Source organism: Dehalococcoidia bacterium (assembly GCA_035310145.1).
Lineage (GTDB): Bacteria > Chloroflexota > Dehalococcoidia > CAUJGQ01 > CAUJGQ01 > CALFMN01.
Genome location: DATGEL010000103.1, coordinates 1 through 18,944 on the forward strand (window position 1 = coordinate 1; position 18,944 = coordinate 18,944).

Genomic DNA, 18,944 nt, shown 5'->3' on the forward strand with positions numbered 1-18,944 from the left:
CTGGTGGCGCCAGGAGTACCAGCTCTCGGGGAAGCCGTGGCAGAGCAGTACCAGCGGCCCGCGGCCCGCCTCCGCCAGGTGCATGCGGATGCCGTTCGTCTCTACGAAGCGATGCGTGATCTCAGCCATGAGCGGGTGTTGCTCCTTCAGCTAATCTGCACGGCCCTTCGGCCCCATCGACTGCTCGTCTCCAATATACGGGGAAGGCCGATCGCGGGTCGGGCGACCGGGGGTCGGGTCAGTCAAACGCCCTGGATGGCGGCCGGCGCCGCGCCGGGTGGTTCGCGAACCACCCGGCAAGCCCTTGCCAACCCGACGCCGATGAGAACGCTCCAACCCGGAATCGTCGCTCGCTGTGACCAGTGCCGGGAGAGGGAGAGGCGCCCTTCAGCTAACCAGAAGATGAGGGCCGCCCGCGCCCTGTGCACGAGCGATCATCCGGCCGATGTTCTCCGGGCCGAAGAACTCTTCGCCGCTGACGCTGCCGGAGAGGACGCCGAAGAAGCGGTTCGTGTCCTCCTGGCTGCTGGAGACGGCGGCCAGCAGCATCAGCTGCTCGGGCTGCGGCGGCGCGAAGCTGGCGAGCTGGCAGGTCGTCTCATAGATCGCGGCCGTCGCGGCGTTGCGCTGCTGTTCGTAGCCGGCCAGCGCCTGCTCAAGCGGCTGGCGGCCCGCAAAGCCCGCGTCGATCGCCTCGGCCAGCAGCTCGGCATCGCGGAAGGCATCGGTGATGCCCTGGCCCGTCACCGGATCCTTGTGGTAGCCGGCGTCGCCCACCAGCGCCCAGCCCGGGCCGAAGGGCTTGCGGTAGAAGTTCGGCAGGTTGCTGGCGCCGATGAAGCGTTCCTCGCGGTGGCCGGCGGCAGCCTGCGCGGCCAGCTCCGGCGCCGTCTCCCGCATGCCGCGCATGAAGTTGCCCTCGATATCCTCGCGGAAGGTGGTGAAGGCGTCTTTCGGCAACTGCATCGCCAGGCAGGTGAGGCCGTCGTTGGTGGGGAAGCGGAAGACGTAGCGCTCGGCGCCGAAGATGATCGCCGCGCCCTCGTCGGGAATGCCGCTCCAGTAGCTGTAGTAGCCGCAGGTAGTGCCGGGGCGAACGTTGTACTCGGCCGGCTGCACGGCGGCGGCCACGCGCGAGTGCAGGCCGTCGGCGCCGATCACGATGCCCGCCGTCTCGTGCGCCGGGGCGCCGCTCGCGCGGTCGCGGCCCCCAATGCCGCTCACCGCCGCGCCCTCGAACAGGACCTCGTCCACTGCGAAGCCCTCGCGCAGCTCGGCGCCCGCGGTCACGGCGGCACGGACGAGGATATCGTCCAGCACGGTGCGCCGCGGGCAGTAGGAGACGCCCGCGCCGTCCAGCGGCAGCGGCGTGCCGTCGAGCACGATCGGGCCGAAGGCGTTGCGCAGGCGCGAGATCGGCGGGCAGCCCGTCGCCGCCACCTGATCGAGCAGCCCCCAGCGGTTGAGCTGGGCCACACCGGGCTGGGTGAGGAAGTGCGTGGACATGATGTCGCTGGGGAAGGTGTCGCGGTCGAGCAGCAGGACGCGGTGGCCCTTGCGGGCGAGGAGCATGGCCGTGGGGGCGCCGGCGACGCGTGCGCCGACCACGATGGCGTCGTACATTGCCGAGTTCTCCTGTGCGCTGCAAACGGTTCCCGTTGACCGCGCCGGCCAGGGGTGGCGCCGAGGGGTATCCGCGCGCCGGTGCGGCGGTGCACTGCGCCGGCGGCCGTGCGCGCCCACTCTCACAACAATAGTGAGCAGACACTACCTTGTCAAGCGTGGGCTGAGCCGCCCGGCGGCAGCCATCTTGCCGCGCGAGCGCTGTGGCGCTGTTGTTGCGTGCCTGCAACGCGCTTCGCTATGCTGATGCGGGCCGCGCCGCCGGCAACGATCCGCCGGCCGGCACATGCCGTGGCCCCCGCGGGAGTATGCTTCCGTGCAGTCGAAACCGGACGGGGTATGAAACCTGCGGGCAACGAGAGCGACAACCGCCTACGGATCGAAGGCGGCCGCAGGCTCGAAGGAGCGGTGCGCGTCAGTGGGGCCAAGAACGCCTCGCTGCCGATGATGGCCGCGGCCCTGCTCTCCGCCGATGCATGCACGCTGGAAAACGTGCCCGCGATCGACGACACCGTCGTCATGGCCATGATCCTGCGCCACCTCGGCGCCACGGTAGCGCGTGACCCCGAGCTGCCCGATGTCTACCGGCTCAGCGGTCAGGGCGTGCGCAACACCACGGCGCCGAGCCGGCTGGTGACCTCGCTGCGGGCCAGCTTCCTGGTGATGGGCGCCCTGCTCGGCCGCTTCGGCGAGGCGGCCTGCGCGGCGCCCGGCGGTGACGTGATCGGCCAGCGCCCGCTCGATGTGCATCTCGCCGGCTTCGCCACGCTGGGCGCCCGCATCTCGCGCGAGGGCGACAAGTTCGTGGCGCGGGCGCCGGCGCTGCGCGGGGCGCGCGTCTTCATGGACTACCCCAGCGTGCTGGGCACGGAGAACATCCTGCTGGCCGCTGTGCTGGCGCGCGGGCACACGCGCATCGTCAACGCCGCCGCCGAGCCGGAGATCGTCTCGCTGGCCGAGATGCTGAACAAGATGGGGGCGCGCATCGAGGGCGCCGGCTCGCACACGATCGAGGTCGAGGGCGTGGAGGCGCTGGGCGGCACGCATCACCGCGTCATCCCCGACCGCATCGAGGCGGGCACCTTCGCACTGGCCGCGGCGCTGACTCAGGGCGACGTGGCGATCGAGGATGCCGTGCCCTGCCACCTGGAGGCGCTGACCAGCAAGCTGTGCGAGATGGGCGTGCACGTCGAGGAGCAGGCGTGCGGCCTGCGTGTGGCGCACTGCGGCCGCCTGAAGGCGACGCACGTGCAGGCCGTGCCCTATCCCGGCCTGGCAACCGACCTGCAGGCGCCGCTCGCCGTGCTGCTCACGCAGGCGGAAGGGGTGAGCTTCGTGCACGAGCGCGTCTACGACAACCGCTTTCTCTACCTGGGCGAGCTGCGCAAGTTCGGCGCCGAGCTGGTGCAGGCCGGCACCACGGCCGTGATCAGCGGGCCGTCGCCGCTGGTCGGCGCCTCGGTGCGGGCGCTGGACGTGCGCGCCGGCGCGGCGCTGGTGCTCGCCGGCCTGGCCGCGCAGGGCGAGACGGAGATCAGCGATGTCTTTCACCTGGACCGCGGCTACGAAAACTTCGACGGGAAACTGACGAACCTCGGCGCCAACGTTCAGCGCGTCTGACGCGGCCGGCGGCGCCCTCCGGCGGCTGGGCCTTGCCCGCGTCGCATACGGCTCGGAGCGGGCATGTTTGCAAAAAAAGTGGGCATCGACCTGGGCACGGCCAACGTGCTCGTCTACGTCAAGGGCCGCGGCATCGTCGTGGACGAGCCCGCGGTGGTGGCGCTCGGCGTGCGCGACAACAACCTCGTCGGCGTGGGCGAGGAGGCGCGCAGCATGCTGGGCCGCGTGCCCAACAGCATCTCCGTCGTGCGGCCGATGCGCGACGGCGTGATCGCCGACTACCTGATCACCGAGGCGATGCTGCGCCACTACGTGCAGCAGGTGATGGGCAAGTTCAACTTCATCAAGCCGGAAGTGATGATCTGCGTGCCCGCCGGCGTCACCAGCGTGGAGCAGCGCGCCGTGCGCGACGCCGCCGAGCAGGCCGGCGCCCGCCGCCCGGCGCACCTGATCCCCGAACCGCTGGCCGCGGCGATCGGCGCCCGCATCCCCGTCGGCTCGCCCAGCGGCCATATGGTCGTCAACATCGGCGCCGGGCGCACGGAGGCCGCGGTCGTCTCGATGTACGGCCTCGTCGTCACCGAGTCCGTGCGCTCGGCCGGCGACCGGCTGGACGACATGATCACCCAATACATCCGCCGCCGCCACAACGTGGTGCTGGGCGACCGCACGGCGGAAGAGGTGAAGATCGCCGTGGGCAGCGCCCTGCCGGTGGAGGAGGACCTCGCCTGCAGCGTGCGCGGCCGCGACCTGATCACCGGCCTGCCCAAGACGATCACGATCACCTCGACCGAGATCACCGGCGCCATTCAAGAGGGACTGGCGCTCGTGGTGCAGTGCGTGCGCTCCGTGCTGGAACGGACGCCGCCGGAGCTGGCGTCGGACGTGATCGACCACGGCATCGTGCTCACCGGCGGCGGCGCCCTGCTGCGCCACCTGGACGACCTGATCACGCAGGAAACCGGCGTGCCCTGCCTGGTGGCCGACGAGCCGATGCACTGCGTGGCGATCGGCGCCGGCATCGCGCTGGAATACTTCGAGCTGATCAAGCGCAACCTGCCGACGGAAGAAGAGGGCCTGCTGGGCTATTCGGCCTGAGCGCGGGACGCCTCGCAAAGTCATGTGTTATACGGGCGGGCAGTTGGCCCAACCGATGAGGCGCTGTAGCACCCAAATCCCGCTGGCGATGATGCCAACGGCAGCTACGGCGAAGCCTCGCCACGACGTGCCTAACACATATTTGCAGTTACGTGCGCCGTGACGATGAGCCACCGATGTACATGTTGGGCAGACGCGAGCGGAAGGGGTGCTGGGCATGATCCTCCCGAAAGACCGCGACCCTCGTTTCGTGACGATCCGCCGTGGTGGGATCCTCACCGACTCGGATCACCAGCTCCTCGCCCTGTGGGCGGCAGCGTGCGCGGAGCACGTCCTTGACCTCTTCGCGTCGGCGAAGCCTTCGGACCCGCGACCGCGTCAGGCGATCGCGCGGGCCCGCGCCTGGGCGCGTGGCGAGGTCACGATGACCCAGGCTCGCACGGCGGCCGGCCATGCCATGGCCGCGGCCAGAGACCTGCGTGGGGCAGCACGGCATGCCGCGTACGCTGCCGGCCAGGCCGCGGCCGTCGCACACGTCGCCGCGCACGAGCTCGGTGCGGCGGCCTATGCGATCAAGGCCGCACGTGCGGCCGCGCTGGAAGGAGAGGGCGAGAGCGCAGGGCGTCTCGAGTGCCGGTGGCAGCGCGACCAGCTCCCAGAGGCGATTCGCGAGCTCGTACTCGACGACCAGCGGTTGCGGAACGACCTCTGCTGGTCGGTGTTCGGCGAACTGACTTTGGACAGCGTCCTCGGGACGGCGACGCCGGAGTAGCCGTTCGGCCGGCACGAGGAGCGCGAGCTGCCGCTCGTCCGAGTTCGGCATCCACGGCCATAAGCGCGGTTGCCGCGCGTGATAGCGGGCCGGCAGCAGCCGCGACTCCGTCACCGCCGTGAGCTCGCCTCGCCGGTTCATCTTCACCGCATAGTACGCCAGGGGCTCGGCCTGCGCCTCGACCGTCAGCGTCTCCTCTGACAGCCACACCAGCGCCGTCACCTGCGCGAGCGCCTGATCGCCGTACATCCGCCAGCGCCGGAAGCGCACGTAGCCGGACCGGTCCAGCCGCCGTTTCTAGCGCAGCGGCGCGAAGAGCCGTGCGGGCTCCTCGGGCTCATGCGGCGTGCCGATGACCCAGCTCAGCACTCCAGCCGGCGCCCGCCGTCCCTCCTTCCTGTGCTGATGGGCCCAGTGCTCCTCGCCAGGAGACCCGGCCGCTGTCGCCAACACCGCGGCAACGCTGAATACGACCGAAGTGCAGTCGCTAGGCAGCGCAGTACGCTTCGCCAGTGCCAGTCCGACACCAAAGACCAAATCCATCGCAATGCAGTTTGGCGGCACGTTTCAGGGCAAAGGCAGCTGCGACCGGAACCTGGCAGACCACCCAGAAGTCGCCACGCTCGCCGCCGCTGCCCTGCCGGCACTGGTGGCTCATGGACTACCAACGGTGATTGCTGCACCGCTCGCCGCGACGCCTGGAACGTTGCCAACGCCTGCTGCCAGTCCTATCGCGAATCGACCGGAGGGACTCGCCCAGTATCTCGTCAAGTCGGCTGCCTTCCGCTCGAATGTCGTCTATATCCTCACCTGCGTGCCTGACCCGACGACCCGCAAGCCCAATGCCGCCGGCGGCTCTGAATACCAGAGCAACGTGTGTGCCATCTCCGCGACCACAGCAGCCGGTACCGTCCTCTTTTCACAGGTCCTGTCTCCTACAAGCCAATGAAACTGACCACCAAACTCGGTGCTCTCGTTCTCGCCTGCTCAGCTACCGTCCTCACGGTCGCGATGACGGCCGCGCATTTGGTACCCGAGTACCAAAGGCAACAATACAGTTAGCATCCGCGACTTTCGTCCACCATCAGCGGTGGTAGTGAATATGGTGCCATTTCTGACGCACGAGGACGACCACGCTACGTCGCTGGAAGCCGGTGTACATGACTAGAACATTAGTGCGATTCCACGCCTGATTGTGGCCCTTGGAAGACCCTGCTGGACGGTATTTCGAGGTCTTCTAAACCGTTGGTCGCAGGTTCGAGTCCCGCCGGGGGTACCGCTTGGCTATCTGCTTCCTATGCCCAGGTGCGTGCGCGCGAACGCCTCGAACAGCGTGTCGAACTGCAGGCTGATGTGCGTACGCAGCGTCGCCATGTCGCGGAAGCAGCGCTCCAGCACCGTGCCCGGCCGCGCCGCGGACGAGCCCGCCGTGTGCAGCAGCAGATCCACCGCCTCGCCCGCCAGCCGCGTGCACTGCTGCTCGACCAGCACGATGCCCTGGCTACGCTCCAGCGAGAACGGCGCCTCCTCCTCCACCGCCTGCCGGCAAAACGCCATGTACTCCTGCGTGCAGCCGAGCAGCGCGGCGCGGGCCGTGTTGAGCAGGGCCTGCGCCTGCCCGAAGTGCCGCTGGAACTCCGCGCTCTCCGCGCGTCGCACCGGCGAGGGGCCGCGCGTGGTGCGCTCGCGCAGCAACCATTCGTAGCTGTCCAGGGCGCAGAGGCCGGTGCCGATCGCTACCGCCGCGATCTCGGCCATCAGCACGTTGCCGCTGGGGCTGGCGTAGAGCGGGTTGTCATGGATGCGCACGGCGGACCGTGGCGCCTCGGCGGTGGGCAGCGCCCGCTCCGACCGCGCCGTGCGGTAGAGCGGGATCACCCGGTCCGTCACCACCACGCGGTGCGAGCCGGTGCCGCGCATGCCCAGCATCTCCCAGTTCTCGACGATCGTGAAGTCCTCGCGGTCGATCAGCGCGCTCAGCGTCTCCGGCGGAGCGGCGGCATCGGCGCCGCGTCGGGCGACAGTGGCCATAAAGTGCGTGGCTACGTCGCAGCCGGTGGCGTAATCCCAGGCGCCGTTGATGCGCAGCCCGCCTTCCGCCGGCTCGGCGCTGCCCGGCGAGCCGACGAACGGCGCGCGGAAATCGCCGTCGTCGCCATAGGCTTCGATCTGCGCCTGCTCCGGGAACTTCGCCAAAACGTGCGGATGTCCGGCCGTAAACGCCAGCACCCAGCCGCTCGACGGGCAGCCGCGCGTGATCTCGATCATCGTCTCGGCGAAGACCGGCAGCGCAAACTCGTAGCCGCCGAAGCGCCGCGGCTGCAGCGTGCGGTAGAAGCCGCCCTCCACGAAGGCGCGATGCGTTTCCGGCAGAATGCGCCCCGCCGCCTCGCACGCGGCCTGCTGCGCCCGCAGCATGGGCCGCAGCGATACGGCGCGGGCGATCAGCTGCCGCGGTGTGAGCCCCGGCTCCGGCGGCGAAATCGCGCAGGCAGGCTGCCCGCCCGCCTCACGCGCCATCGAGCACCTGCTTGCAACGGATCATGGCGTCGATGTGCTGCCGCGGCGAGGTGAAGCTGCTGCCCATCGTGCCCACGGTCAGGTGCGTGGCGCCCAGCTTCTGCCAGGCGTCGCGCTGCGCCGCCCACTCGTCGGGCCCGCCACGCGCCGCGTTGACGCCGACGTCGAGGCCGATGCTCGCCGGATCGCGCCCCGCCGCCTGCGCATAGCCGCGGAAGCGCTCCAGCACGGCGCGAAACTCGTCGTTCGGGGGAAACTGCGGGAACCAGCCGTCGGCCAGCCGCGCGATGCGCTCGATCGCCCGCTCCACCACCGCGGTGTATGAGCCCATCCAGATCGGGATCGGCCGCTGAACCGGCATCGGGTTCAGGCCCATGCGGTCCAGGTGGTGCCAGCGGCCCGTGTAGGTCACCAGCTCCTCGGTCCACAGCCGGCGCAGCACGGCGATCTGCTCTTCGATGCGCCGGCCGCGCGTGTGAAAATCCTCGTTCAGCGCCTCGTACTCCATCCAGTTGCGCCCGATGCCCACGCCCAGCCGCAGCCGCCCGCCGGTGAGCAGGTCCAGCTCGGCCGCCTGCTTGGCGACGAGAGCCGTCTGCCGCTGCGGCAGGATGAGGATGCTGGTCACCAGCTCCAGCCGCCGCGTGATCGCGCCGAGATAGCCGAACAGCACGAACGGCTCGTGGTAGACCACGTCGTAGGTGTGGACGCGCTCGCCCCGCAGCCGGTCGGGGTGGCCGCCGATCACATGCTCGGCCGCGCGCAGGTGGTCGAAGCCCACGCCCTCGATCGCCTGCGCGAAGTCGCGGATCGCTGCCGGGTCGTTACCAAGCGCGGCGGTCGGAAACGTCACACCGATCTTCATCGCGGTGCCCTCACTCCTCCTTCCCCTCCTCGCACAAACACAGACATTTGGGCGATCCGCCGCCGGCGACGAGCGTGCGGGCGAGAGGGTCGATCGTGTTGCGCTGAAGCGGGATGCATCGGGTAGGCCGTCGTGCCATGGGTTGCGGCCACGGGCGCGCCGGGCGCGCGGCATGCGCCCCTGCAGCAGATCGCTAACCCGACGCCCTCCACGCTACCTGCCAACGATCGCCCCTCTCCCTCTCCCAGGATTGGGAGAGGGACCAGTGGAAGATCCCGGGGGTGAGGGTGAGGGCCCGCCCACGCTCAGCCCGACTGCTCTTTGCCGAAGACCGTGTAGTCGGTGCTGTCCTCCAGCGCCTCTGGGCCTTCCGTCGGCAGGCGCCGCGCCCAGAGCAGCGCCGCGGCAATGTCATCCTCCCAGACTTCGGCCGGCAGCTCGTACAGCACCTCGATGCCGTGGTTGTCCGGGTCGGAGATGTAGACGCTGTGCGTCATGCCGTGCTCGACGCGGCTGTGGAACTTCACGCCTTTGCTCTGCAAGAAGGCGATCTGCCGCAGCCAGGACTCGCGGTCCGGGTACTTGATCGCGATGTGGTTCACGCCCGGCGCCCGCCCGCGCATGCTCCAGTCCTCGGACGGATCCGCCACCTGCTCCGGCTCGACGATCTGCGCCAGCGCCAGGTCGTGATGGCGGGCGCCTTCCGAGCCGGCGTAGAAGCGCATTTGGAAGGAGCTCTCCGGCCGCGACTGGCCCACCTGTTTGAAGCCGATGATCTCCGTCCAGAAGGCGTGCGAGCGTTCGAGGTCCTTCACATTCAGCACGAGGTGGTTGAGGCCGGCCGGCTGTACCGCCACCGGCGTCGCCTGGGCTCGTTCGCTTGTGGTCACGCTGTTGCGTTCCTTTCGGCGCCCGCTCTGCGCGGACGCGACTCTCCGTTGCCGATCACCAGAGCTGCTGTGTCGCCAGGCGGGCGCCTTCGGCGAGCGCCCGCAGCTTCGCCCACTGGATCGAGGGATGCGTGCGGATCAGGTTCCAGATCTGCGAGAAGCCGCAGTCCGTGCCCGCGATCACGTTCTCGCGGCCCACGAGCCTGGCAAAACGGGTAATGCGCTCGGCCACGAGCTCGGGGTGCTCGATGATGTTGGTCGAGTGCGTCACCACGCCGGGGATCAGGATCTTGCCCTCCGGCAGTTTTACATTCTCCCACACGCGCCACTCGTGCTCGTGCCGTGGGTTGGCAGCCTCGATTGAGTAGGCGCCGGCGTTCACCTCCAGCACGAGGTCCACGATCTCCTTCAGCGGCACGTCGGTGGAGTGCGGCCCGTTCCAGCTTCCCCAGCAGATGTGGTAGCGCACGCGGTCTTCAGGGATGCCCTTCAGCGCGTGGTTCACCGCCTCCACGCGCAGATGAGAGAACTTGCGGTAGTCCTCCAGCGAGCCGCTCAGCAGCAGCCGGTCGTAGAGCGCGGGCAGGAAGGCGTCGTCCACCTGCACCAGCAGGCCGGCATCGACGATCGCGCGGTACTCCTCCTTCAAGGCGTCGGCTAGGGCGTAGAGATAGGCTTCCTCACTGGGATAGTACTGATTCAGCCGCGTCGCCTCGGCGCTGCCCGGCGCGGAGACAGGCAGGAACGCGTCTTCAAACGCGCCCTGGACCCGCACGCCATTCAGCGCCGCCTTGAAGTTGGCGATGTCGGTCTGGATCGCCTGCTGCCCCGTGTACTTTATCGGCCCCGTGCACTCCCAGGCGATCAGCGAGGACGTCGCCGGCGCCGCGGCCTGCGCCGGCGGCAGCCACATCGTGCGCTCGTGCCGGTTCCAGGCGGCGTAGAAGTCGGCGAAGTCCTCGCGGTCCTTGCCGAAGATCTGGCGTGCCCGGCCCGGCTCGAACGGGCGCGCCTCCAGGCCGGAGATGCGCTCGGTCACGTAGTTGGTCCAGCCGACCTTGCCGTACTCGCCGTCGCTGGGAATATCGACGCCGGCCGCCGCCTGCTCACGCACGACTTCGGCCACGCCGTCATGCAACTGGCCGGAAAACGCCGCCTGGTCGTACGGCTGCCGCGCCTCCCGCGCCGCCATCACGGCGATGATCTCCGGCGGACGCACCAGGCTGCCGGCGTGCGTAGTCAGGATGCGGTCGGTACTGTGCTTCATTTCCCCGTCCTGCCGGTTACGCCTTGTTCAGCCACATCTGCGTATTGTAGGTCGGCTCCGCGGTGGACGCCGGGTTGATCTCGAGGTCCATCACGTACTTGTAGCGCGCCAGGTAGGCCGTGTAGTTGTGCGTGAGGAAGAACGGCGTGTACTTGTCGAGCAGCGCGAGCTGGATATCCTTCACCTGCTGCACGCGCGACGCGTGGTCGAGCGTTTGCTCCGACTTCTCGATCATGGCGTCGATCGTCGGATCCTTCAGGCCGTTGTACTTGTGCACGCTGTAGGTGTTCGTTGCCTGCAGGCGCAGGTAGATGTGCGGTGAGTCGTAGGTCGGGTGCTGCGAGTACCAGGCCTCCCAGTTGCCGGTGAGGATCTTCTGGTTCAGCCACTCGGCGAACTGCATCGGCGTGATCTGCACCTTCATGCCGACCTGCGCCGCCTGCTGCTGGAAGATCTGCATGCCCTGGTTATTGCGCGGGCCGTCGATCGTGGACATCTCGACCTGGTGGTTGTAGTCGTAGCCGGCCGCGTCCAGCAGTTGCTTGGCCTGCTTGAGGTCGTTCGCCCAGTACTTCGCCGTCTGCGACGCGTCGAGCTGGTAGTCCTTGAGGCCCACCGAGAGCAGCCCCGCCGGGATCTGGCCCTTGCCCGACTCGATCAGGTCGAGGTACTGCTGGCGGTTGGTGAAGCGGTACATCGCCTGGCGCACGCGCGCGTCGTTCCACGGCGGCTTGGCCACGTTGAAGGAGAGCGTCACCATCGACAGCGAAAGGAAGTTCTCCATCGCGATCTTGGCGCCCAGGTCCTTGGCTACCGTGTCCGCCGTCTGCGGAATCGGCGGCGCCCAGATCTGCACCTGCTCGCTGCGGAAGGCGGACTCGCCTGCCGCCGGGTCGACGATGATCTTCCACTCGCGCTCGTCGATGTAGGGCAGTCCCTGGCTGGCGCCGTGGTAGCCGTCGAAGCGCTTGTACAGGTAGTTCACGTTCATCTGGAAGTTGGAGAGCTGGTAGGGGCCGCTGCCCACCTGCCAGCCCTGGTCGAGGTTGCTCAGCGTCTCCTTGGGAATGATGATCGAGCCGCCGGCAGGGTAGCTGAGCTGCGTGCCGCTGAACAGGTAGGCGTTCGGCGCCTTCAGCTTGAAGCTGACGGTCTGATCGTCCGCCGCCGTCACGCTGTCCATCGAGAGGGTCTGGAACGACTTGTCCTGCGAGGCCGGGTTGTCCTTGATGTACTTCTCGGTCTCCACGATGTCGTCGGCGGCGACGGCGCGGCCGTTGACGGGCTCGTGGTTGTGATATTTCATCCCGGGCCGCAGCTTGAAGACGACGGTGAGCGGGTCGGGCTGCTCCACGCTCGCCGCGGCCTCCGGCACGTACTCGGTGGCCGAGTCCTTGTTCAGCCGCGTGGAGACGAGCCGGTCGTAGAGCGAGACGCCCGAGAGGATCGTGCCCTCGTTCCAGTTGGTGATCGGGTTCAGCGTCTGCGTCGTGATCGCGGCGAGCTGGCTGATGCGCCCGCCCTTCTTGGGCGTCTGCGTGGCGGCCGCCGCGGCGGCCGGAGTGCCGGCAGCGGTGCTCGCGGCGCCGGCCGCGGAGGCCGCGGGTTTGGCGCCGGAGCTGTTCGTTGTACTGGCGGCCTTGTTGTTGTTGCCGCCGCCGCAGGCGAGCAGGAAGGCGGCCGTCCCTGTCAGCCCCGCCCCACCGACCAGGAATTGCCGCCGGCTCGGCCGGCGCAGTGCTCCCGTCTGAGAACGATACGGTTGCATCGACCCCTCCTCCGTGCCTGCTGCGGGAGCCACACGCTCCCGTCTTCCGCTCACCGGCCGCGCAGGCGCGGCCGAAGTGCCGGTTGTGCCTCCTCAGGCCGGGCGTGGCGAACAACCGCCGGTCCTGGCGCGGCTCGCCGTCCGCTTCCTCGCCCTCATCCGTTTGCCTTAACGTCCGCGCAGGCGCGGATCCAGCTCGTCGCGCAATGCGTCGCCCAAAAAGTTGAAGCCGAGCAGCGTCAGGCTGATCGCGCCGCCGGGCGCCAGCACCAGCCAGGGCGCCTGCAGGAAGAACTGGCGATTGATGCCGGAAAGGTCGGTGCCCCAGGCCGGGGTGCCCGGCGGCACGCCGTAGCCGAGGAACGAGAGCGACGCCTCCGCCAGGATCGCCAGGCCGAGCGTGACGCTGACCCCGACGATGATGTAGGCCATCACGTTGGGCAGCAGGTGCCGGAGCATGATCCGTGCCCAGCCGGCGCCGCAGGCCATCGCCGCCTCGACGTAGGGCGCGTGGCGCTCCGTGAGCGCCACCGAGCGCACGATGCGCGTGGTCGCGAAGATGAAGCCAATGCCCACCGCGATGACGACCACGCGCAGCTCCCAGCCGAGCGTCAGCATGTTCACGTTGTGCGCCACGCTCGGCCGGCCCAGCGCCGCCACGACGACGAGGATCAGCATCAGCCCCGGAAACGAGGCGACCACCTCCAGCGCCCGCTGCACGCCAGAGTCCACCCAGCCGCCGAAGTAGGCCGCGACGAGGCCCAGCGCCGTACCCACCACGGTGCCCAGCAAGACCGAGGCGACGCCGACGATCAGCGACACCTGGGCGCCGTAGATCGTGCGCGCCAGCACGTCCTGTCCCAGGTTGTTGGTGCCCAGCGGGAAGCGGTGGCTCGGACCGCCGAGCCGCGGCCCGACGAAGATGTGCGGGTCGTGCGGCGCCAGCAGCGGCGCGGCGAAGGCCACCATCACGAAGGCCACGCAGATCAGGGCGCCAAACACCCCCAGCGGCTGGCGCCGCATCATGCTCAGCGCACGGCGCACGAAGCGCGACTCGGCGGACTCCGCCCGCGTGCCCAGCACCACCGCCTCTGAGGCGCTCGCCATCACCGCTCCCTCAGCCGCGCTGCGCCCGTCAGTGCGCCAGGCGAATGCGCGGATCGAGCGCAACGTAGGACAGATCGACGATCAAGTTGATCACCATGATCGTAACCGCGGCGAAGAGCGCGACGACCATCACCACCGGGTAGTCGTTGACGCCGATCGCGGCCAGCGCCCAGGTGCCTAGCCCCGGCAGGCCCATCACCTGCTCCAAAATGATCGAGCCGCCCAGCAGCGCGCCGAGTTGGATGCCCATCAGCGTCAGCACCGGCAGCATGGCGTTGCGCAGCTCATGGCGCAGCACGATCACGCGTTCGCGCAGCCCCTTGGCGCGGGCCGTGCGCACGTAGTCCTGCCGCACCACTTCCAAGAAGGCCGAGCGGGTCAGCCGCATCAGCGTGGCCGCGGCGCCGACGGCGAGGGTGAAGGTCGCCGGCAGGTAGAGTTGCATGTTGCCGGAGGGGTCTTTGAAGAAGCTGGTGGCGCCGAAACGCGGCGCGTAGCCCCACCAGCGGGCGGGGAAGATCAGCAGACAGGTGAGCAGCAGGAAGTTGGGCACGGAAAGGCCAAAGATCGAGAACACGCGCACGCCGTAGTCCAGCGGCGAGTTCTGTCTGAGCGCGGAGACGGCGCCGAACACCACGCCCATCACCGCGGTGAAGACGAAGCTGAGCACGACGACTTCCAGGGTGATCGGGAAGCGCCGTTGAAACTCCACGCCCACCCGCGCGTTGGTGCGGAAGGAGCGGCCAAAGTCGCCGTGCAGCACGCCGCCCAGCCAGCGCACGAACTGCACCGGCGCCGGATCGTCCAGGCCGTACTTGTGGTTGAAGGCCTGATACTGCTCGGGCGTGGCGTTCTGGCCCAACACATCGGCCGCCACGTTCTGCGGCACCATCCGCAGGGCGAGGAAGATCACGATGCTGACGAGCACGATGTTGACCGCGATGCCGATCAGCCGCCTCAGGATGTAGCCTTGCACCGCTCGATCGTCCTCAGCTTGTTGGCCGGTCCTCCGGCCAGTTCTTGCGCGAGTTGCACGATCTCCCCCGTCGTGCCGTCCGCCGCGCGGAGCACGGCGCCGCGCACGCGGCCCCCGGCACGGGCCTCCGCGATCAGCTCGCGGGCGATCTGCCGGCCGACCAGCGGTCCGTCTTCGCGCGCCAGCCGCAGACGCCGCACGATCCGATCGGGGATCGCCACGCCGGGCACTTCGTGGCGCAGGTATTCGGCGTGGCCGAAGTCGCGCAGGATCATCGTGCCCAGCAGCACGGGCAGGTCGCCGCGCACGCCCGCGGCGTCCAGCAGCCGATCGAGCGCGGCCAGGTCATAGACGGGCGGTGTGATCAGGAAGTCCACGCCGGCCTCGATCTTGCGGCGGGTTTCCTCAATCTCGCGGTCCAGGTCTTCGGCCGCCGGGTTGACCTGGGCGCCGACGACGAAAGCCGTGGGCCGGGCGAGCGGGATGCCGTGGTGGTCGCGCCCGCCGTTCAGGGCGCGCACGAGCTGGATCAACCCCAGCGAATCCACATCCCAGATGCCGCCGGTGTTGGGATAGTCGCCCTGCAGAGGCGGTGTGCCCGAGCGGCAAAGCACGTGCACGATGCTGAAGGCGGAGGCGCCGAGCAGATCGGCCTGCAGCGACATCAGGCTGCGTTCCCAGGCGGCGACGCCGAGGATCGCCTCCAGCCCCTCCACCCGCTGCTGCACCAGCGCCGCCAGGCTGGTCGGGCTCGCCTGGGCGCGGGCGCTGCTCGGCGGACCGATCAACACCGCATCGCAGCCGGCCCGCTTAAGCAAAGCGGCAGCGCGCACGGCTTCATCGGCGCTGCCTCCGGTGGGTGGCGGCAGCTCGCCCAGCAGCACGAAGCGCCCCGCAGCGCAGCGTTCCAGCATGCGGCTGTGCGCCGGAGCCGGTGAATCCGTGCGCTGCCCGTCGGAGCGCGGGCGCGGGCGCCGTGCTGCCGCGCGCGCCGCCGGCCGCAGGCCGCTCACCGCTGCGGCCACGGCTTCCACGTGTGCGGGCGTGGTGCCGCAGCAGCCACCGACGATCGCCGCGCCCAGCTCGACGAAGCGGCGGGCGTGGCGGGCAAAATACGGTGGGTCGGCGGTGTAGCGGAAGCGGCCGCCGGCGAAGGTCGGCGCCCCAGCGTTCGGCTGCGCCGCCAGCGGCAGGCTGCTGTGCGCGCCCAGCTCGCGCAGCACCGCCAGCAGTCCTTGTGGCCCCAGTGTGCAGTTGGCGCCGATCGCGGCCAGCGCCAGCCCGTCGAGCCGGCTGCCGACCTCGGCCGGCGTTTCGCCCGCGGGGGTGCGCCCGTCCTCAAGAAAGGTCATCTCTGCGATGACGGGAATGCTGGGCGCCGCCGCTCCGGCCGCGGCGATCGCCTCCAGCAGCTCGTCCAGACCGCCGAACGTTTCCAGCAGCAGCAGATCGACGCCGCCGGCGTGCAGCGCCGCGATCTGCTCGTGGAAGGCCGCCTGCAACGTCTCCGATGGCAGGTGGCCGTGAAAGCCGGCCGGTGTCGCCGGCCCGACCGAGCCGGCCACCAGCGCCGGGTGATCGGCTGCGGCGACGGCGGCCCTGGCCACGGCGGCGGCGGCGAAATTGATCTCGTGCACCCGCGATTCGAGCCCGTGGCGAGCCAGCCGCGGGCGCGAGGCACCGAAGCTGTTGGTCTCGATCAACTCCGCCCCGGCCGCCAGGTAGGCGCCGTGCACAGCGCGCACCAGCTCGGGCCGGGAAACGCTCAGCTCAGGCAGCGAGAGGTCGAGCGAGACGCCGGCGGCGTGCAGCATCGTGCCGATCGCGCCGTCGCAGACCAGCACCCGCGTGCGCAGCCGCTCCGGGAGCTCGAGCAACCCGTCCGTCCGGGCCGGCAGCGATCGGTTCATGCGGCGCTCGCCTTCAGGCAGCAGCGTGAAACGGCGCACTACCGGCCGGCGCAGGGCAGCGAACAACCCGTCGCGCGAACCGGCGAGAGGTTGGAGTATAGAGCAGCGGCCGCGGCGCGTCATTGGCGTTACGACACAGGAAAGCCGGCCGGCCTGTTGGCACTTCACCACAAGCAACGGCGCGGGCGTATCTGAAGCCTCCGGCGGTTGCGCTGCGCTCTGGCCCCGACCCCTCGCTCCCATCTGGTGCATTTGAACGAGTTGTGGAAGTAGGGAGCGAGGGGCGATCCAGCGGTGCTGAAGCGGGGGCCAGTGGGTTAAGCGACGCGGCGCTCTCGCGGCTGCCGCCGCGACGGGCGCGTGCAGTGCGCCCCTTCGACAGGCTGATTACCCGACCCACCCTCGGAACTTCCTCCCAGGGATCGCCCCTCTCCTTCTCCCCAGAATTGGGAGAAGGATCAGTGGAAGATCACGGGGGAGAGGATGAGGGCCGCCCGCGCCGCCTGCAGCGTGTTCTTCAGCAGCATGGCGATCGTGCAGGGGCCGACGCCGCCCGGCACGGGCGTGATCAGCGCCGCCTTCGCCGCCACCTCCTCGAAGGCGACGTCGCCCGTGAGCCGCCGGCCCTCGCGGCTGATGCCCACGTCGATCACCACGGCGCCGCGCTTCACCATGTCACCGCGCAGCGTGAAGGCATCCGGCTTGCCCACGGCCACCACGACGATGTCGCCGCGGCGGCAGATGCGCCCGACGTCCTGTGTGTGCTCGTGGCAGACGGTGACCGTCGCGTTGCCGAAGGGGTGGTCCTGCAGGAGCAGCGCCGCCAGCGGCAGGCCGACGACGATGCCGCGGTTCACGATCACCACGTGCTTCCCACAGGTCGAGACACCGTGGTACTTGAGCAGCTCGATGATCGCCGCCGGCGTGCAGGGGACAAAGCGGGGCGCGCCCAGGATCAGGCTGCCCATATTCGCGCTGCCCATCCCGTCCACGTCTTTGGCCGGATCGATGCGGTCCAGCACGGCGAAGCGGTCGATCTGCGGGGGCAGCGGCAACTGCACAAGGATGCCGTGGATGGCGGGGTCGGCGTTCCAGCGGCAGATCAGCCGCTCAAGCTCCGCCTGCGCCGTCTCCGCGGGCAGGTCCACGCGCACGCTCGTGATGCCCACGGCGGCGCAGGCCTGCTGCTTGCGCCGCATATAGACCTGGCTGGCCGCGTCGTCGCCCACCAGGCAGACGGCCAGGCAGGGCTGCGCGCCGCCCGCGGCGCGCCACGCCGCTACTTCCTTGCGCACCTGGTGACGCAGGTGGCTGGCGACAAGCGAGCCTTTGATCAGTTCTGCCATCGTGCTCGACGCTTTGTGCCTGCCATTGCCGCTCAGATCGCGTCGACGACGCGGCGCACGCCGTCGTTCCAGCCGAAGCTCATCAGGTGCACGCCGTCCACGCCGGGGATCGCCCGCAGCTCGCGCACCAGTTCGGCCGCGATCTCCACGCCCGCCGCGGCCGGGTCTTCCGCGCCTTCCAGCCGTTGCATCACCCGCTCCGGCACGGTGACGCCGGGCACGTGGTCGTTCAGGTAGTGCGCCATCGCCGGGCGGCGCAGCACCGCCACGCCGGCAAGGATACGTACGCGCTCGGTCAGGCCGGCGCCGCGCAGCAGCTCGACCCAGCCCGCGAAGGCGCCCGCGTCCACGGTGATCTGCGTCTGCACGAACTCGGCGCCGGCCTCGATCTTGGCCCGCAGGCGGGGCAACGAACGCTCGCCGTCCGCCGGGTTTTCCACGCTGCCGACCAGCAGGTCGGGCGGCCGCGCGATCGGGTCGCCGGAGATGAAATGGCCCTGGCAGAGGCCGCGCACGGCTGCCATCAACTCCGTCGAGCTGACGTCGAGCACGGCTTTCGCCTCGGGGTGATTGCCCACGCCAGGCGGGTCGCCGGTCATGCAGACGATGCCCGCCGCGCCGACCGCCGCGGCGCCGAGCGCGTCCGACTGCAGCGCGATGCGGTTGCGGTCGCGGCAGGTAAGCTGCACCAGCGGCACCAGCCCGGCGCGGGCCACCAGCGCCGCGGCCGCCACGGGGCACATGCGCACCTTGGCGGCCGAGTTGTCGGTGCAGTTGACGGCGTCCACGTAGGCGGCGAAGGCGCGCGCCTGCCGTTCGAGGTGCGCGGGAGAGGCATCGCTGGGCGAATCCAGCTCCGCGGTGATCACGAAGCGGCTGGAGGCGAAGGCCGCGCGCAGACGCGCCGCCGCCGAGGCAACCGCCGGCTGTGCCGCTGACGAAGTCATGCTGAGAAGCCTCCTCTTGCCGGAACCGTGGCGCCGTCGTTTCATTCTTGGCCGCGGCGCCAACCGCGATCATCGGTGCCGCGCGACGAACTGCGCGCACGGGCGCTTGTGCGGCGGCTACAGGGCGGCCGCGGCGGCTGCGGGCAACGGCGCGCCGCTGGTCTATGCTGGTTGTGAGCGCTCCACAAGCCGTGCCGCGACCGCTTTGGCGCCGCGCACCGATGCGTCGCACCGC

The 18,944-nt window shown here is 69.7% G+C and carries 16 protein-coding genes; 4 read left to right on the top strand and 12 right to left on the bottom strand.

Annotated elements, in window-relative coordinates:
• The coding region (locus tag VKV26_19100) for an alpha/beta hydrolase (GenBank protein ID HLZ72017.1) at positions 1-129 on the bottom strand (129 nt) is incomplete at its 3' end.
• Positions 130-387: 258 nt separating this feature from the next.
• Entirely contained in the window at positions 388-1,623 is a 1,236-nt protein-coding gene (locus VKV26_19105) for an NAD(P)/FAD-dependent oxidoreductase (GenBank protein HLZ72018.1), read from the bottom strand.
• A gap of 339 nt (positions 1,624-1,962) precedes the next feature.
• Between VKV26_19105 and murA the strand changes: the two genes are divergently transcribed.
• From murA to VKV26_19125, 4 genes are all read left to right on the top strand, one after another.
• Positions 1,963-3,243, top strand: a complete 1,281-nt coding sequence (gene murA / locus VKV26_19110; protein ID HLZ72019.1) for a UDP-N-acetylglucosamine 1-carboxyvinyltransferase — start codon at positions 1,963-1,965, stop codon at positions 3,241-3,243.
• Positions 3,244-3,306: 63 nt separating this feature from the next.
• Complete coding sequence (locus VKV26_19115) at positions 3,307-4,341, top strand: rod shape-determining protein (protein ID HLZ72020.1); 1,035 nt, start codon at positions 3,307-3,309, stop codon at positions 4,339-4,341.
• Positions 4,342-4,558: 217 nt separating this feature from the next.
• Entirely contained in the window at positions 4,559-5,113 is a 555-nt protein-coding gene (locus tag VKV26_19120) for a hypothetical protein (GenBank protein ID HLZ72021.1), read from the top strand.
• Positions 5,114-5,591: 478 nt separating this feature from the next.
• Positions 5,592-6,062, top strand: a complete 471-nt coding sequence (locus tag VKV26_19125; protein ID HLZ72022.1) for a hypothetical protein — start codon at positions 5,592-5,594, stop codon at positions 6,060-6,062.
• A gap of 335 nt (positions 6,063-6,397) precedes the next feature.
• Here the strand turns inward: VKV26_19125 and VKV26_19130 are convergent, their stop codons facing one another.
• The 10 genes from VKV26_19130 to VKV26_19175 form a co-directional block, all read right to left on the bottom strand.
• Positions 6,398-7,633 (bottom strand): oxidoreductase, encoded by a 1,236-nt coding sequence (locus VKV26_19130; GenBank protein HLZ72023.1) that lies wholly within the window; start codon positions 7,631-7,633, stop codon positions 6,398-6,400.
• Positions 7,623-8,498 (bottom strand): LLM class F420-dependent oxidoreductase, encoded by an 876-nt coding sequence (locus tag VKV26_19135; GenBank protein HLZ72024.1) that lies wholly within the window; start codon positions 8,496-8,498, stop codon positions 7,623-7,625. The genes VKV26_19130 and VKV26_19135 overlap by 11 nt, the downstream gene beginning before the upstream one ends.
• 305 nt (positions 8,499-8,803) lie before the next feature.
• Entirely contained in the window at positions 8,804-9,388 is a 585-nt protein-coding gene (locus VKV26_19140; GenBank protein ID HLZ72025.1) for a VOC family protein, read from the bottom strand.
• Between the two features lie 55 nt (positions 9,389-9,443).
• A complete protein-coding gene (locus VKV26_19145; protein HLZ72026.1) occupies positions 9,444-10,655 on the bottom strand; it encodes a cobalamin-independent methionine synthase II family protein in 1,212 nt (403 codons plus the stop codon).
• A 16-nt stretch (positions 10,656-10,671) separates the two neighbouring features.
• On the bottom strand, positions 10,672-12,423 hold the full coding sequence (locus VKV26_19150; protein HLZ72027.1) for an ABC transporter substrate-binding protein: 1,752 nt from the start codon (positions 12,421-12,423) through the stop codon (positions 10,672-10,674).
• Between the two features lie 168 nt (positions 12,424-12,591).
• Positions 12,592-13,530 (bottom strand): ABC transporter permease, encoded by a 939-nt coding sequence (locus VKV26_19155; protein HLZ72028.1) that lies wholly within the window; start codon positions 13,528-13,530, stop codon positions 12,592-12,594.
• Between the two features lie 28 nt (positions 13,531-13,558).
• A complete protein-coding gene (locus tag VKV26_19160; GenBank protein ID HLZ72029.1) occupies positions 13,559-14,506 on the bottom strand; it encodes an ABC transporter permease in 948 nt (315 codons plus the stop codon).
• The gene (locus VKV26_19165) at positions 14,488-16,416 is read right to left on the bottom strand and encodes a bifunctional homocysteine S-methyltransferase/methylenetetrahydrofolate reductase (protein ID HLZ72030.1); all 1,929 of its coding nucleotides are present in this window, start codon (positions 16,414-16,416) and stop codon (positions 14,488-14,490) included. Before VKV26_19165 ends, VKV26_19160 begins: the two co-directional genes overlap by 19 nt.
• A 458-nt stretch (positions 16,417-16,874) precedes the next feature.
• Positions 16,875-17,762, bottom strand: coding sequence for a bifunctional 5,10-methylenetetrahydrofolate dehydrogenase/5,10-methenyltetrahydrofolate cyclohydrolase (locus VKV26_19170; protein HLZ72031.1), 888 nt, complete (start codon positions 17,760-17,762; stop codon positions 16,875-16,877).
• Positions 17,763-17,794: 32 nt separating this feature from the next.
• On the bottom strand, positions 17,795-18,709 hold the full coding sequence (locus VKV26_19175; protein ID HLZ72032.1) for a methylenetetrahydrofolate reductase: 915 nt from the start codon (positions 18,707-18,709) through the stop codon (positions 17,795-17,797).
• Positions 18,710-18,944 lie beyond the last annotated feature (235 nt).